Origin of the sequence: Streptomyces pactum, assembly GCF_016031615.1 — a bacterium.
In the GTDB taxonomy this organism is placed as follows: domain Bacteria; phylum Actinomycetota; class Actinomycetes; order Streptomycetales; family Streptomycetaceae; genus Streptomyces; species Streptomyces pactus.
In genome coordinates, this window is record NZ_JACYXC010000001.1 from 309,339 (window position 1) to 325,551 (window position 16,213).

The following is a 16,213-nucleotide window of genomic DNA, read 5'->3' on the forward strand; positions in this document are numbered from 1 at the left end:
AAGAGCCAGGGCTCTCCGGTCCGCCGGTCGGGGGGCTGTGATGGTCTTCACCTGAGACCGAGTATCCGTACATATGCGGACCAAACGCTGCTCAGCGTGACGCCGATCGGCAGCGGCGGCCGGCGGACCGGGGCGGTGGGGCGGGGGGGCCGGCCGGGGCTGCGGACGGTGCGGGCGCAGCAGCCCGCGGACCCAATGGGCCACGGCCACCGGGGGGATGGCGCAGCTGGTCACCACCAGGGTGACGACCTCCTCGCGGGTGCGCGGCCCGGGCCGCACCCGGGCCAGGGTGAACTCGCCGGTACCGGCGAGCCACAGGCCCGCGCAGAGCGCCGCGGCGCGCCGCCGCCCGGCGAGCGCGCAGCCGGCCGCGGCGGTGGCGGCGGCGGTCACCGCCAGGTGGCGGGGCAGCCGGCCGCGGGGGGCGGCCGCGCGGTGCCACCAGTCCCGGCCGTGGATACGGGTCATCAGCACGTCGTCGGCGTTGCCGGCCTGGGCGCGGACCGACACCCAGCGGTCGGCCGGCCGCACCGGGTGGGTGGTGCGGCGGCTGCCCTCGGTCAGGGTCCAGCCGGCCGCCCGGACCCGCAGCGCCAGGTCGGCGTCCTCGCGGAAGGCGCGCCGGAAGCGTTCGTCGAACCCGCCGGCCTGCTCCAGGGCGGCCCGGCGGTAGGCCATGTCGGCGGTGATCCATCGGGCGGTGGCGAGCCCGGCGGTGTTGCGCTCCCAGTCGGTGGGCCGGCGGTCGGTGGGCAGCGGTACGGTGATCCGCCCCTGGACGCCGCCGGTGCGCGGGCCGGCCGCGGCGAGGTCGGCGGCGAGCCGGTCCGCCCAGTCCGGGCCGGGCACCACGTCGTCGTCGAGGAAGACGATCCACGGCTCGGGGCAGGCGCGCCAGCCGGTGTTCCGGGCGGCGGCGGGGCCGGCGGCACGGCCGGGCACCACGGTGACCAGGGGCCGCAGGGGTTCGGGGACGGTGAGATCCAGGGGCGTGGTGACCGCGTGCGGCCGGTCGTCCACCACCACGACGCGGGCCGGCCGCGGCCCGGTGGCCGCGGCCAGGGCCTGGAGCGTCCGGGTCAGGCTGGGCCGGCCGAGGGTGGGGACGACCACGGCGTACGCGGCCGGCCGCGGGTGGCGCCTCCCGGCGCGCGGGCCGCTCACAGCGCGCTCCCGGTCTCCGGGCGGGTGGCGTCCACCCGGCCCGCGTCGGGCATCCCGCCGGCGAAGAACGCGCCGCGCCGCACCACGAACGGGCCGATGGCCAGCAGGTCCACGGGGGCGGAGCCGAAGCACTCCAGGGCGTCGCGCGGGTCGTCCACCATGGGCCGGCCGGCGGTGTTGAGGCTGGTGTTGATGACCACCGGCAGGCCGGTGAGCCGCTCGAAGCGGTCCAGCATCCGGGCCACCAGCGGTTCGTCGGCGGGGTCCACGGTCTGCACCCGCGCGGTGCCGTCCACGTGCACCACGGCCGGGATGCGGTCCCGCCAGGCGGGTGCCACCCGGTGCACGAAGAGCATGTGGGGGCTGGGCAGCTGACCGTCGAAGATGTCGGCGGCCCGGTGGGCGAGGACCATCGGCGCGACCGGCCGGAACTGTTCGCGCCCCTTGACGTCGTTGAGCCGCTCCAGGTTGCCCGAGCGGCCGGGGTGGGCGAGCAGCGAGCGGTGGCCGAGCGCCCTGGGCCCGTACTCGGACCGGCCCTGGAACCAGGCGACCACGGCGTCCCCGGCGAGCGCCGCGGCGACCTCCTCGGCGACGTCCGGGGGGCGTTCGAAGGGCACCGCGGCGGTCTTCAGCCATGCCTCCAGTTCCGCGTCGGACCAGCCGCGGCCCAGGTCGGCGCCGGTCATCGGCTCCGGTGGCACGCCGCCCTCGGCGGTGAGCAGCAGCGCGCCGCCCAGCGCGGTGCCGGCGTCCCCGGCGGCGGGCTGCACCCAGACCCGGTCGAAGGGGCCCTCGCGGGCGATCCGGGCGTTGGCCACGCAGTTGAGCGCCACTCCCCCGGCCATGGTGAGCACCCGGTCGCCGGTGCGGCCGTGCAGCCACCGCGCCAGGTCCAGCAGGGTGTCCTCCAGCACCAGCTGGGCGCTGGCGGCGAGGTCGGCGTGGACCGCGCTCCAGGTCTCGCCCGGGCGCAGCGGCGGGGCGAGTTCCCCCCAGGGCACGCCGGTGGCGTGGAAGCCGCCGTCGCCGGTGGGGAAGATGTGGCGGCGCAGTTCGGCGGCCATCCGGGGCCGGCCGTAGGAGGCGAGGGCCATCACCTTGTACTCGTCGGAGGAGCGCAGGAAGCCCAGGTGCTCGGTGAGTTCCTCGTAGACCAGGCCCAGGGAGTGCGGCAGCCGCTGCCCGTACAGCGCCTCCAGCCGGTTGCCGGTGCGGCGGGCGGCGAGGTGGGAGGTGGCCTCGCCGCGGCCGTCGAGCACCAGCACCGAGCAGTCGGTGGCGTCGGGGGCGGCCAGCGCCCCGGACGCGGCGTGCGCCATGTGGTGGGGCACGAAGCGCACGATCTCCGGGTCGAGGCCGGGCAGCGCGGCGCGCAGGAAGCCGGCCGCCTCGCGGGCGTAGGTCTGCCGCAGGTGGTCCCAGGGGTCGTCCAGTCCCAGGGCGTCGGCGGGGCGGGCCAGCGCCGGGTCGTAGGAGTAGGCGACGGCGTCGAGGTCCTGCGGGCGCAGTCCGGCCTGGGCCAGGCACCAGGCCGCGGCCTGCTCCGGCATCTCCCAGGCGGAGAAGGGGACCGGGCGTTTGCCGTGCTTGCGCCGTGAGAACCGTTCCTCCTCGGCGGCGCCGACGGTGCGGCCGTCGATGACCAGGGCCGCGGCGGGGTCGTGGAAGAGGGCGTTGACGCCGAGTACGCGCATGGGGTGCTGCCTTTCGTCGGCTCCCGGAAGCCGCCGCGTCCGGTGGGCGGCCCGGTGGGCCGGCCGCCGGGCGCGGCGGGCAGGGGTGCGGAGTGGCCGGCCGGCCGGGTTTCGGGGCCGTCGGACCGGCCCGGCCGTCGGGGGCCGGGGCGACCGGCCGGCACCCCGGGCGGGTCCGTGGACGGGCCGGGACCCGGCAGGCGCACCGGACCGGCCGGGCGGCGGGACCGGGGCGCCGGCTCAGGCGGCGGCCCGGGCGCGGTACCAGTCGATGGTGCGGGTGAGGCCCTCGTCCGGCGGGACGACCGGCTCCCACTGGAGTTTGCCGCGGGCCAGGGTGATGTCCGGGCAGCGCACGGCCGGGTCGTCGGTGGGCCGTTCGATGAACCGCACGGTGGACCGCGAGCCCGTCAGCTGGATGATCTTCCGGGCGAGTTCCAGCATGGTGATCTCGGTGGGGTTGCCGATGTTCACCGGCCCGGACAGGTCGGAGGCGGCCATCGCGAGGATGCCGCGGACGGTGTCGTCGACGTAGGCGATGGAGCGGGTCTGCTGCCCGTCGCCGGTGACGGTGAGCGGGTCACCGGCCAGCGCCTGGCGGATGAAGGTGGGCACCGCGCGCCCGTCGTGGCCGCGCATCCGGGGCCCGTAGGTGTTGAAGAGCCGGACGATGCCGGTGTCGGTGCCGTGCACCTGGCCCTCGGCGGTCGTCAGCGCCTCGGCGAACCGTTTCGCCTCGTCGTAGACGCTGCGCGGACCGACCGGGTTGACGTTGCCCCAGTACCCCTCGCTCTGCGGGTGCTGCTGCGGGTCGCCGTACGCCTCGGAGGTGGAGGCGAGGACGCAGCGGGCGCCGTGCCGGCGGGCGAGGGCGAGCACGTTGCGGGTGCCCAGGCTGCCGGTCTCCAGGGTGTGCAGGGGCAGCCGCAGGTAGTCGGCCGGGGACGCCGGCGACGCGAAGTGCAGCACGAGGTCGGCCCGCCGACCGACCTCGAACGGCTGCGTGACGTCGGCGCGTACGAGGGTGAAGTCCGGGTGTCCGGTGAGGTGGGCGACGTTCTCCGGAGTGCTGGTGCAGAAGTCGTCCACACAGGTGACCGCGGTGCCCTGGTCCAGCAGCGCGGTGCACAGATGGGAACCGACGAAGCCGGCCCCACCGGTGACCACCGCGTGCCGGAAGCGGCGGGTGGCGTCACTCATCTGCGATCTCCCTCCTTGCGTCGGCGTGGTGGACCGCGGGTGGCTCGGCGCTACTTGCCGAACATCTCCCGCTGGACGTCGTCCGGGCCGTCGAACCGGTCCCGTTTGGCGTCGTGGATGCGCTTGACGATGGTGTCGCTGGCGCCGTTGTCCCGGGCGCGCTGTTCCAGGTCCTGCTTGCCGCAGGGGTAGTTGACGTTCTTCAGGGCCTTCTGGACCTCGATGGGGTTGAGCTTCTCGGCCATGGTGTCCTCCTTGTTTCCTCGGTGGGTTCCTCGGTTCGGTGGGTTCGTCAGGGGGTTCGTCAGGGGGTTCGTCGGGGGGTTCGTCGGGGGGTTCGTCGGGGGTTCGTCGGGGGGGTTCGTCGGGGGATGTGCCGGGGACCCGTCGGCGGGGACGTCCCGGGCGCTCGCCCGGGCGGCTCCCAGGCGGGGCGCCGGGGTACCGCTGGTGGCGCGCGGGACCGGTGCCGGTGGCGGCGGCCGGGGCGCACGACCGGTACGCGACGGCACCGGCCGGGCAGCCGCCCCACCGCCGTCCGGTCACGGCCAGGACGACTCGCTCCGGGGCACGACGACCAGTTCGGCCACCGCGCTGCCGGTCGGCACGGAGAGCGCGTACAGGACCGTGTCGGCGACGATGTCGGGGCTCTGCAGCAGCGAGAGGTCGGCGTCGGGGAACCGTTCCAGCACGAACGGCGTCGCCATCCCGCCGGCGATGATGCCGGTCACGCCCACCCCGAGGCAGTCGCGCTGTGCCTCCTTGAAGAGGGTGTGGGTGAAGGCGCGGAGCCCCGCCTTGCCCGCCGCGTACGGACCGGCCTCGGTCCAGGTGCGGTTGGAGGCGGTGGACAGGATGTTGACGATGTGGCCGTGGCCGCGGGCGACCATCCGGCGGTAGCCCTCCAGGCACAGGTACACCGGGCCCAGCAGATTGGTGCCGATGACCCGGGTCACCTCGTCCGGGCTGAGGTGTTCGATGGGTTTGGAGACGTCCACGGCGGCGTTGTTCACCAGGACGTCCACCGGCCGGTCGGCGGCGTCCAGTTCTCCGAACAGGTCGGCCACCGCCGCCGGATCGCGGACGTCGAGTTCGGCGAACGCGGCCTGGTGACCCTGCTCGACGAGTTCTCCGCAGAGTTTCTCGGCCAGGTCGCGCCGGATGTCGGCCACGGTGACGAACGCGCCCGCGTCCGCGAGCCGCCGCACGATGGCGGCACCGAGGCCGCGCGCGCCGCCGGTCACCAGGGCGTGTCGTCCGTGGGGTCCGGCCGCTGCCGGGGTACCCGCCTCGGGCATGTCCCGCTCCTCCTTCGTCCCGTGGGGCCGGTGTGGTCCCGACACCGCCGGTCGGCCCGGCCGTTGAGGACCCGTCGTCCCGCAGGGTTCGGGTGGGGCGGCCGGACACCGGCCGCCGATATGCCCAGCACGGGGTACCCCTGGGCCCCTGGCCGAAACAGGGCGGTCGCCCGGTCACCCGGCCGGCCCAGCCCGGCTGGCGGAACCGCGGGCCGGCGGTCTGCGGGACCGGCCGGCGTCCCCGGACCACCGGGCGCCGCCGTACCGGGGGTCTCCGTACCAGGGCCTCCGTACCGGGGGCTCCGAATGGTGGGCGTCCGTGCCGGGGGCCTCCGTACCGGGGGCCTGCGAACGGTGGGCGTCCGTACGACGGCCCACCGGGACGGCGGCCGGAGGCGCGGGGACGGACGGTCGGGAGCCGGGTGGCGGACGGCCCCTGAAGGGCGTGGCGTGCCGAGGCGGGTACGCGGAGGAGAAGGGTCGCGAAAGGTGGCGGGGCGGCCTGCCGGCGGGGCGGTACGGCGGCTGGAGCCCGGGGCCCTGGAAGCCGGAACCCGCGCGGGGCGGCCCGGGTCGGGCGGCGCGGGCGGACGCCTTGTCGGCGGGACGTGCGGGAACCTGCCCCGCCGGGGAGAGCCGGGCCCCGGCCGGCGGCCGGCACGCAAGCCGTCCGGCGGGGCACCAGGGGCCGGACTCACCGGATGCCGGGTTCCGTCCGGCGGGGCGCCGCGGCCCGTCCGGCCGGGGCACCCGGCGCCGCCCGCGGGACGTGCGGCAGCCGACCCACCAGGGAGGCCGGGAGTGCGCGGGACGCGGGCGGAGCCCGGCCAGCGGCGGCCCGGGACCCGGCCGCGCCCCGGCCGGCCCGTGCATCGCCGGCGCGGACGAGGCACCCACGTACGGCCGGCCCGGCAGGGCGGGGCGGGGCACGGCGGGGGCCGGGCGTCCGGCGTGGGGGCATGCGGTCGGCGCGGGACCGGGCGTCCGGCGGGGCCCGCCCGGGAGAACAGGCCTCAGAAGGGTGAACGGCCCGGCGCACGGGGCGGCGGGCCGTTCGGGGGCCGGGGGCGGGAGCCCGGTCAGGCCACCGTGGTGAGCTGAGGCACCGGGGCGGGAAGCCGGCACCGGGAGGGCGGCGGCCGTCGGGACCACGGCCGTCCCGGCGGTGGCGGGGCCGAGTCCGGCGGGGAGGACGGTGGTGGCGAGCGTCCCGGCCGGCACCGGTGGGCCGGCGGCGCGCCGGGCGTGGAACGTGGCGCCGGTACCGATCACCCCGGCGATGAGCAGACCGCCGGCGACCAGCGCACCGCGCGGGCCGGCCCACTCCATGAGCAGCCCCAGCAGCGGCGGGCCGGCGAGCCCCCAGCCGGTGCCGGCGCTGCGCCACACCCCGAGCACCCGGCCCCGCATCGCGGCCGGGGGGTCGGTCTGGAGCACGGTGGTGCCCGCGGTGTCGGAGAGGGACTCCACCACGGCCATCGGCGCGACCAGCAGCACCAGCAGCCACAGTTCCGGGGCGAGCCCGGCGGCCACCTGGAGCAGCGCGCCGACGGCGGCGAGCGTGGCGACCAGCCGCACCGACGGGCGGCGCAGGCGCCCGGCGAGGACCGCGCCGCCGATGCCGCCGAGGGCCAGGACCGTGGAGACGGTGCCGAACTCCTCCGCGCCGCCGGCCAGCGGCCCGGTGACCAGCACGGCCAGGGTCAGCCCGTAGTTCCGGCCGAAGATCGCGCTCACCGCGGTGATCACGGTGAGCGCCACCAGGCGGGGCCGGCCCAGGAAGAAGGCCAGGCCCTCCCGGGTGCCGCCCTTGCGTGCCGCGCGGTCCCGTGGCGCTCCCCCGGCGGGTGCCGGCTCCGCCCGGTGGTGCAGCCGCAGGAAGGGGATGACCAGGGCGACCACCAGGAACGAGATCCCGTTGGCGGCGTAGGCGGCGGCGGTCCCGAACCCGGCCACGGCCACACCGGCGAGCGCCACGCCCGTCAGCCGGCCGACGCTGTGCACCACCGAGCCGAGGGCGATCGAGGACGGGACGTCCTCCACCGGCACCAGGTCGTTGCCGAGCAGCGCGCACGCCGGTCCGTCCACGGTGGCGACGACACCGGTGACCGCGGCCAGCACCATCAGCAGCGGCAGCGTCAGCTGGTCGCAGGCGACCAGAGCGGCGGTGGTGAAGGCGACCAGACCCAGGACGGCCTGGCTGACCGTGGCGGTGACCTTGCGCGGCCAGGAGTCCACCACGGCGCCGCCGGCCAGTCCCAGCAGCAGCCCCGGGGCGGCCTGGACGGACAGCGAGAGGCCGGTGGCCGCCGCGGAACCGGTGATCTGGAGCACCAGCAGGTTCTGCACGGTCAGCTGCATCCAGGTACCCGTGTTGGAGACCAGGTTGGCCAGCGACCACCAGCGCATCGCGGGGTGCCGCAGGGATCGCCACGGGGCCCGGTCCACGCGGCCGGAACGGTCCGCACGACCGGAGTGGCCGGCACGACCGGGACGGTTCGGTCCGGGGTCCGGGTGCGGTGCGGGAACGGGGGCCGGGACGGGTTCCGGGGCGGAACCGGTACCGGCGGCCACGGCGTCCGGCGGGGCACCGGACACGGTGCCCCGCTCGCCGTGGGCGGGGAGGGTCATCTCAGGCATGGTGCGGCTTCTCGCGGCGCGCAGGGGTTCCGCGCGGGACTCGGCAGGGAATCACGGGGCGGAGACGGGGTCCCGGGCCCGGAGCGCGCCGGTGACAACCGGCTCGGCGCCGACCTATCGTCACAGACCGGACGGGGCGGCGCCGTGACCTGCGCCGCTCCCTGCCCGCGGGCACCACCGCCGGAGCACGAAAAGCCCTGCCCACCACACCGGTTGGCCCGCGCGTGGGCTTCCTCACACGGCGGACCGGCACGGTGGACTGGAGGAGCCGGCCCGGCGCCCGGCGGCCGGGCCGGTCACCGCCGGTGTCCGGCCCCTCGCCCGCTCGCGCCCGGGGCAGGGGTCCGCCACCCGGACGCCGGCCGGGGCCGGACCGCCGTTTGATCACCGCCCGGCCGGATACCCGTTGCATCGGCCCCTGACCGCGTGTGGCGGCCCCTGGACCGGGGCGGGAGGCGAGGTGCGGATGAGCGGCGAGGCACGGCGGCCGCCGCGCGGCGGCCCGCGGGTGGCGACGGCCGGAGGCGTCCGCGGCCCCGGCACGGGGGCGGTGGCCACCGCCGGGACGGACGGCCGCCGATGACCGGCCGGACCGTGGACGCGGTGGTGATCGGGGCCGGGCCCAACGGCCTGGTGGCGGCGAACCTGCTGGCCGACGCCGGCTGGGAGGTGACCGTCCTGGAGGCCGCCGACACCCCGGGCGGGGCGGTCCGCAGCGACCGCGGGGTGCACCCCGACCACGTACACGATCTGTGCAGTTCCTTCCACCCGCTGGCGGCGGCCTCACCGGTGCTCCAGGGGCTGGAGCTGGAGCGGTGGGGCCTGCGCTGGAGCCGGGCGCCGGCGGTGCTGGCGCACCCGCTGCCGGACGGGCGGTGCGCGGTGCTGTACCAGGATCCGGCGCGTACCGCCCGGGGGCTGGAGGAGTTCGGCGCCGGGGACGGGGCGGCCTACCTGCGGCTGGTGGAGCTGTGGGAGGAGCTGGGCGCGGACCTGATCCGGGCACTGTTCACCCCGCTCCCGCCGATCCGGTCGGGGGCCGCGCTGGCGGCCCGGCTGCGCTCGGCGGGCGGGCTGCGGGCCGTGCGGACACTGGCGCTGCCGGTGCGGCGGCTGGCCGAGGAGGAGTTCACCGGCGTAGGAGCTCCGCTGCTGCTGGCCGGCTGCGCGCTCCACGCCGACCTGTTCCCCGAGTCGCCCGGCAGCGCGGCGTTCGGCTGGCTGCTGGCCATGCTCGGGCAGCAGGTGGGCTGGCCGGTGCCGGCCGGGGGCGCCCAGCAGCTCACCCGGGCGCTGGTCGGCCGGTTCCGGGCCCGCGGCGGCTCGCTGCGCTGCGGTACGCCGGTGACCCGGGTGCTGCTGTCGGACGACCGCTGCACCGGGGTGCGGACCGCCGACGGGGAGCAGGTGTTCGCCCGGCGGGCGGTGCTCGCCGACGTACCGGCCCCCGCGCTCTACGGTGAGCTGATCGGGCTGTCCCGGCTGCCGGCCCGGCTCCGGGCGGACCTGGCGCGCTTCCAGTGGGACCACGCGACGTTCAAGGTGGACTGGGCGCTGTCCGGCCCGATCCCGTGGCGGGCCGCCGAGGCGGGCCGCGCGGGCACCGTCCACCTGGCCACCGGCATGGACCACCTGACCCGCTACGCGGCGCAGCTGGCCACCGGGCAGGTGCCGGACCGGCCGTTCGCGCTGCTGGGCCAGATGACCACGGCGGACCCGGGCCGCTCCCCGGCCGGCACCGAGTCGGCCTGGGCGTACACGCACCTGCCGCAGCGGGTACGCGGCGACGCCGGAGGTGCGGGGGTCGGGGACCACTGGGACGATGACCGCAGGGCCGCGATGGTCGCCCGGCTGGAGGCGGAGGTGGAGCGGCTGGCTCCCGGGTTCCGGGACACCGTCGTGGCCCGGCGGGTGCTCGCCCCGCCCGATCTGCAGCGCATCGACCGCAGTCTGGAGCAAGGGGCGCTCAACGGTGGCACCGCCGCCGTGCACCAGCAGCTGTTCTTCCGTCCGATGCCCGGCACCGGGCGCCCCGAGACCCCGGTGCCGGGGCTGTACCTGGCGTCCGCCTCCGCACATCCCGGCGGCGGGGTGCACGGGGCGTGCGGCGCCAACGCGGCGCGGGCCGCGCTGTGGGCCGGCCGTCCGCTGGTGCGCCGGGTACTGCACCCGGTGTGGTCGGCGCTGCGCCGCCCCGGCGGGCGGTGGCCCTGACCCGGCCGGGACCGGCCCGGCCGGGACCGGCCCGGACGACCGGACACACCCGGCACACACAACCGGAGACACCCGGCAAGGAGACCTCGATGGCCGTACGACATGTGCTCGTCCCGCGGACCCCGGAGCAGGTGTGGTCCGTCCTCTGCGACGGCAACGCCTACCGGGAGTGGGTGGTGGGGACGGCGGAGTCGGAGGAGCTGGACGACTGGCCGGCGGTGGGTTCCGCCATCCGCTACACGGTGCGGATCGGACCGTTGCGGCTGCACAACGAGACCGTGGTGCGGATCAGTGAACCACCGCGGCAACTGCAGCTGGAGGCGCGGAGCGGGCCGCTGGGCAGCGCGCGGATCGCGATCGAGGTACTGCCCTGGGGCGATGACGCGCTCATCATCCTCGACGAGCACCCGCTGAGCGGACCGGGCGGCCGGCTGCACAACGTCGCCCTGGACGCGGTGCTCCAGATCCGGCACCGCGTCATGCTGCAGCGGCTGGCCAAGCTGGTGCAACGGTCCACCGGGCCCGGTGCGGCGCACGGCGGCGAGGGCCGGGCGGCCCCGGCGGACGCCGGTCCCTGGTGACCGGCGTCCCCTGATGAACGGCGGTCCGGCCGCACCGGCCTTGAGCACCCGGGGCGACGGCGGACGTGACATGGCCCTCGCGCGGGCCGTACGGGCGCTCCGCGGCGACGGGCACACCGCCCAGCGGGCCGGCGGTCTCCCGTGGCCGGTCGTCGCCCCACCCGGCCCGCTTCCCACGGCCCCCGGTCCGGGCGCGACAGCGAGCGCCGGCTGCGGAGCGCCTGCCGGCCACGGTAGGTGTCAAGGGATGGACACGCTCGCACCGAACTCGAACGTGCCGCTTCCCCCACCCGGCGGGACCGTGCCGATCACGGACCTGACAGTCCGGCCGGCTGTGGACGGTGGCGGTCCGATCGGTCCGATCGGTCACGATCAGCGGGTTCAGCTGCGCGTTGTAGCAGCCGCTGGGGTTCTGGTACGACGTCGGGACGATCGTCAGGACCCCGTTCGCGGCCGCGGCCTGCCCTGACGAAGACAGCGCCAGGGACGCCGCCCCGGCCATCGACGCCACCACCATGCCGATACGACGCACCACAACCTCCGGAAGATCACGGGAAGGCACCGGCGCCTCCCGCCCCATTGCCACCGGCCGCCGCTTGAGCCCTGCTCACTTCCGGCTCCGGCAGCATCACCGGGAGCGCCCACCGGTGACACAACCCCTCGCGCACGAAGCGCCCCCGCACCCGCAGGAGGGAGGAGCCACCTGACCGCGACCCGGGACGGTCCCGGCCGGCGGGGGGCCGCCGGCGCTCAGGCGCGGTCCGGGTCGCCCTACCCCACCCGGTGCGCCGGTCCGGCCGGCGGCGCCGCGGGACCCGCCTCGGCCGCGTCCGCCGGCGGACGCGGCCGGGGCAGGTCGCGCCGGGTGCGGACCGGGGAGAGGAAGACCGGCAGGAAGGCCAGGGACATCACCGTCCCGCCCACCCACAGGGCGGTGCGCACGGTGGCGAGCTCCCCGACCACACCGGCCGCGGCGGCGCCGATGGCCATCGCGCCGGTGAGCACGAAGCGGAACGTGGCGTTCATCCGGCCGAGCAGGTCGTCGGGGGTCATCCGCTGCCGCAGACTCACCCCCAGGACGTTGTCCATCCCGGTCTTGAACATGGCCAGCAGCCAGCCGGCGCCGGCCACCAGCAGCCAGGGCCCGCGGTCGATCAGCGGGATCAGCAGCCCGGCGGGGGCGAGGACCAGGCCGGCCAGGCCGAGCGTGCGGCCGTACCCCAGGCGCCGGGCGACCGGGCCGGCGCAGCGGGCCCCCAGCAGCAGACCGGCACCGCCCACCGCCCAGAACAGTCCCAGCGCGCCGGCCGGAAGGTCCAGGTCGCGGACGAAGAGCACCGGCAGCATGGTGCCCACGAACTGGAAGCCGAGGTTGGCGAGGGCGGCGGTCAGGGCCAGCGCGCGCAGTTCCGCGTCACCCAGGACGTGCCGCAGCCCTTCGGCTATCCGCGCCGCGAGCCCCGGGGCCGGCCCGGTGTGCTCCTCGGGGGAGGCCGGCCCGGGCCGCGGGGATCGGCGCAGGGCGGTCAGCCGCAGGGCGGACGCCAGGTAGCCGGCGCCGGTGCAGACGATGGCGACCGGCGCGGTGAGCAGCTGGACCAGCCCGCCGCCGGCGCCGCGTCCGGCCACGTTGCCGACCGCCATCAGGCTGACCACCGCGGCGTTGGCCTGGACGAGTCCCTCGCGGCCGACGATCCGCGGCAGCGCGCTCTGCGAGCCGATGTCGAAGAAGACGGTGGCGCAGCCGTTGAGCAGGACCACGACGTAGAGCTGGCCGAGGGTGAGGCGGTCCAGCCACCAGGCCACCGGGACGGAGGTGAGGAGCGCGGCCCGGGCCAGGTCCGCGGTGATCAGCACCCGCCGGTGGCGCATCCGGTCCACCCAGGCCCCGGCGGGCAGTCCGATGAGGAGGAACGCGGCCGTGCCGAGGGCGGCCAGGGCCCCGACCTGTCCGGGGGAGGCGTCCAGGGCGGAGACGGCGATGAGGGGGATGGCGATGTAGCCGACGTTGGTGGCGAGCTGGCTGAGCGCGGAGGCGGTGAACAGGGTGCGGAAGTCCGGTGTCCGCCAGGGGGATTCGGGTCGCATGCCGGGTCTTTCGGGCGTCGGTGCGGTCGGTGGCGTCGTCACGGGGTGGATGCCGCACCGCGCACGAGGCGCGTGCCCGGGCGCCGCCGGCGGCGCTCCCGGGCGCCGGTGTCCGGCGGCGCGGCCGACGCTTCGGGGGGCGGCCGGCCCGGTCGGTGGGCCGCGCCGGGGCGGCGGTCGGCCCCGCACCGGTGCCCCGCTCCCTGGCCGACCACCCGTCGTCTCCCCCGTCCCGTCAGGTCCCGGCGAAAGGCTGCCCGAGCCCGGACACCGGGACAAGTGAAATGTCCTCACTCAACTCTTCAGTGCTGCTTCACCGTTGAGCCCGGTGCCGTCCTCCGGCCCGGTGCCGCCGGGCCCGGTCCGCGGGCCGGTCCCGCCCTCCGGTGCGGTGCCGCCGGGTGCGGTCCGCGGGCCGGCCACCGGGGCCGGTCCGCCGTCCCGTGTGCGGTCCGCGGCCGCCCGCAGCAGCCGCGCGCCCAGCTCGTCGAGGTGGCCGATGAGGGCGTCCGGGGCGTGCACCGTGAACTCGCAGCCGACCAGGGCGAGCCGGGCCGCCACCCACTCCAGGGCGTCGGCGGTGGTGGTGCGCAGCCGGCAGGCGGACGCGCCGTCAGGCTCCGGGACGCCCAGCGAGCGGGGCAGCCGGGCGGCCACCCGGTGGGCGGGTGCCTGGAAGGTCACGTCCAGCCGGTGCTCGGACCGCGTCCGGGACAGCGACCGGGCGACGAAGCCGTCGGCGCCGCCGGGCGGCAGCTCCCGGGGCGTGAAGCGTCCGCCGGTCGCCTCCGGGGCGCCGACCCGGTCGATGCGGAAGGTCCGCCAGTCGGCGCGGTCGAGGTCGTACGCCACCAGGTACCAGCGGCGGCCGGTGGACACCAGCCGGTACGGCTCGGTCAGCCGGCGGCTGGCGGTGCCGTCGCCGGAGCGGTACCGGAAGCGGAGCTTCTCCCGGCCGGTGACCGCGGCCGCCATCACCGTCAGGGTCCGCGGATCGACGGTGTCGCCGCCCTCGCCGCCGACCAGCGGGAGGGTCGCCGCCTGGAGGCTGGTCACCCGGTGCCGCAGCCGGGACGGCAGCACCTGTTCGAGCTTGGCCAGGGCCCGGACCGCGGCCTCCTCCACGCCCTCCACCGCGTGTCCGGCGCCGGCCATCAGCCCGACCGCGATGGCCACGGCCTCCTCGTCGTCCAGGACCAGCGGCGGCATCGCCTTTCCCGCGATGAGCCGGTAGCCGCCGTCGGCGCCCCGGCTGGCCTGCACCGGGTAGCCGAGTTCCCGCAGCCGGTCGATGTCCCGCCGCACGGTGCGCCGGCTGACGCCCAGCCGTTCGGCCAGTTCGGCGCCGGGCCATTCGCGCGGCGTCTGGAGCAGGGACAGCAGGGTGAGCAGCCGCGCCGGGGTGTCCGTCATGACCCCAGCATGCCGGTCGATCAGGACATGATCCGACCTATATCGCTGGTTGGCTGTCCGCATGACTTCAGCACAGCCCTCCCCCGAGGCCCCGCCGTCCCCCGCGCCGGGGCCCGGGTCCGCACCCGCCCCCGGCGACCGGCGCCGCTGGTTCGCGCTGGCCATCGTGATGACGGCGGCGTTCATGGACCTGGTGGACGTCACCATCGTCAACGTCGCCATTCCGAGCATCCGGCAGGACACCGGCGCCTCGTTCAGCGCGATCCAGTGGATCACCGCCGGTTACGCGCTCGCCTTCGCCGCGGGGCTGATCACCGGTGGCCGGCTGGGCGACATCTACGGCCGCAAGCGGCTGTTCCTCACCGGGATCGCCGGGTTCACCGCGGCCTCGGCGCTGTGCGGCCTGGCCACCACCCCCGAGCTGCTCATCGCGGCGCGCGTGCTGCAGGGCGCCACGGCGGCGCTCATGGTGCCGCAGGTGCTGTCGATCGTGCACGCCACCTTCCCGCCGCACGAGCGGGGCAAGGTGTTCGGCCTGTTCGGGGCGATCGTGGGGCTGGGCGCGGTGTCCGGCCCGATCCTCGGCGCGCTGCTGACCGAGTGGGACCTGTTCGGACTGGGCTGGCGGCCGATCTTCCTGATCAACCTGCCGGTCGGCATCGCAGGGCTGCTGCTGGGCGCCCGCTACATCACCGAGTCCAAGGCGCCCGGGGCGCTGCGGCTGGACCTGCCGGGCGTGGGCCTGGTCACCGCCGCGCTGCTGATGCTGGTCTACCCGCTCACCCGCGGCCACGAGCTGGGCTGGCCGGTGTGGGGGTACGGGTCGATGGCCGGGAGCGTCGCGGTCTTCGGTGTGCTCATCGCCTACGAGCGGTACAAGACCCGCAAGGACGGGTCGCCGCTCATCGAGCTGGGGCTGTTCCGGGTGAAGAGCTTCGCCGCCGGCATCGCGGTCCAGCTCGCCTTCGGAGTGGTGTGCGGCATCTTCTTCCTGGTCTGGACCCTCTACATGCAGATCGGGCTGGGCTGGAGCGCGCTGCGCGCGGGGCTGACCGGCGTCCCGTTCTCGGTCGCGGTCTCGGTGGCGGCCGGGGTGTCGGTGCAGAAGCTGGTGCCCCGGTTCGGCCGGAACGTGCTGCGCGGCGGCGCCCTGATCATGGCGTCGGGGCTGCTGCTCTACATCGCGGTGGCGGAGCGGTACGGCACCCAGGTCACCTCCTGGCAGATGATCCCGCCGCTCGTGGTGATGGGCACGGGCATGGGCCTGATCGTCGCCCCGCTGACCGACATGGTGCTCTCCCGGGTGCCGCGCGAGCACGCGGGCTCCGCGTCCGGGCTGGTCAACACCGTCCAGCAGATGGGGAACGCGCTCGGGCTGGCGCTGGTCTCGGTGGTCTTCCTCTCCGCCGTCGACGAGCGGCGGGCCGCCGTGCCCGGCGAGCGGGGCGCGGCGTACACCGAGGCGTTCCAGCACGCGCTGTGGTGGGTGACCGGAGTGCTGGCCCTGGTCTTCCTGCTGATGGCGGCGCTGCCGGCGCGGCGGCCCGGGGGCACCGGGGAGGCCGGGGCGGACGCGCCGTGGAACGACGGTGGCACGGCCGGCGAGCCGTCCCCGCGGGCCACCGCCGCGGAGCACGGGGACGGCCCGCACGGTACGCCGTCCACCGTGGACTCCCCCGACGGTGCCGGTGGTACGGACGACGGCCCGCGGGCGGCCACCGCGGCACCGGAGGCGGCCCTCAGCCGCTGACCGGGGCCCGGCACCCGCATGCGGCGGGAGTACGGCTCCGGTCCGGGCGCCCCGGAGCGGAGCCGTACGAGCGGGCCGGCGACGCGCGGGCGGGTTTGGCGCGGACGGAGGGTGTACGGACGAGACGTACGGGCGGGTGGGGCACGGACGCGCGCGACTGCCGTGCGG

At 76.7% G+C, this 16,213-nt stretch carries 9 protein-coding genes and 2 pseudogenes; 3 read left to right on the top strand and 8 right to left on the bottom strand.

Translation table 11 applies throughout. From position 1 onward, the window contains the following. Positions 1-156 precede the first annotated feature (156 nt). The 6 genes and pseudogenes from IHE55_RS01250 to IHE55_RS30585 form a co-directional block, all read right to left on the bottom strand. Positions 157-1,164 (bottom strand): annotated as a pseudogene (locus IHE55_RS01250) (glycosyltransferase family 2 protein); the annotation flags it as partial. Continuing rightward, positions 1,161-2,861: a carbamoyltransferase family protein gene (locus IHE55_RS01255; RefSeq protein ID WP_197987312.1), complete on the bottom strand. Its 1,701-nt coding sequence runs from the start codon at positions 2,859-2,861 to the stop codon at positions 1,161-1,163. The pseudogene IHE55_RS01250 and the gene IHE55_RS01255, both read right to left, overlap by 4 nt. 240 nt (positions 2,862-3,101) lie before the next feature. Further along, positions 3,102-4,061 (bottom strand): UDP-glucuronic acid decarboxylase family protein, encoded by a 960-nt coding sequence (locus IHE55_RS01260; protein WP_197987313.1) that lies wholly within the window; start codon positions 4,059-4,061, stop codon positions 3,102-3,104. 50 nt (positions 4,062-4,111) lie between these two features. Next, the gene (locus tag IHE55_RS01265) at positions 4,112-4,306 is read right to left on the bottom strand and encodes a DUF2795 domain-containing protein (RefSeq protein WP_197987314.1); all 195 of its coding nucleotides are present in this window, start codon (positions 4,304-4,306) and stop codon (positions 4,112-4,114) included. A gap of 297 nt (positions 4,307-4,603) precedes the next feature. Next, a complete protein-coding gene (locus IHE55_RS01270) occupies positions 4,604-5,359 on the bottom strand; it encodes an SDR family oxidoreductase (protein ID WP_197987315.1) in 756 nt (251 codons plus the stop codon). 1,134 nt (positions 5,360-6,493) lie between these two features. Further along, positions 6,494-7,768: pseudogene (locus IHE55_RS30585) on the bottom strand (MFS transporter); the annotation flags it as partial. Between the two features lie 810 nt (positions 7,769-8,578). On the opposite strand from IHE55_RS30585, the gene IHE55_RS01280 reads away from it, so the two are divergent. Both IHE55_RS01280 and IHE55_RS01285 read left to right on the top strand, forming a co-directional pair. Further along, complete coding sequence (locus IHE55_RS01280; protein WP_197987316.1) at positions 8,579-10,213, top strand: phytoene desaturase family protein; 1,635 nt, start codon at positions 8,579-8,581, stop codon at positions 10,211-10,213. Positions 10,214-10,302: 89 nt separating this feature from the next. Then, positions 10,303-10,794, top strand: a complete 492-nt coding sequence (locus IHE55_RS01285) for an SRPBCC family protein (protein WP_197987317.1) — start codon at positions 10,303-10,305, stop codon at positions 10,792-10,794. A gap of 771 nt (positions 10,795-11,565) precedes the next feature. Here IHE55_RS01285 and IHE55_RS01290 read toward each other — a convergent pair. Beyond that, a complete protein-coding gene (locus IHE55_RS01290) occupies positions 11,566-12,882 on the bottom strand; it encodes an MFS transporter (RefSeq protein WP_197987318.1) in 1,317 nt (438 codons plus the stop codon). A 294-nt stretch (positions 12,883-13,176) separates the two neighbouring features. Next, complete coding sequence (locus tag IHE55_RS01295; RefSeq protein WP_197987319.1) at positions 13,177-14,295, bottom strand: helix-turn-helix transcriptional regulator; 1,119 nt, start codon at positions 14,293-14,295, stop codon at positions 13,177-13,179. 61 nt (positions 14,296-14,356) lie between these two features. On the opposite strand from IHE55_RS01295, the gene IHE55_RS01300 reads away from it, so the two are divergent. Continuing rightward, on the top strand, positions 14,357-16,045 hold the full coding sequence (locus IHE55_RS01300; RefSeq protein ID WP_197987320.1) for an MFS transporter: 1,689 nt from the start codon (positions 14,357-14,359) through the stop codon (positions 16,043-16,045). Positions 16,046-16,213: the final 168 nt, after the last annotated feature.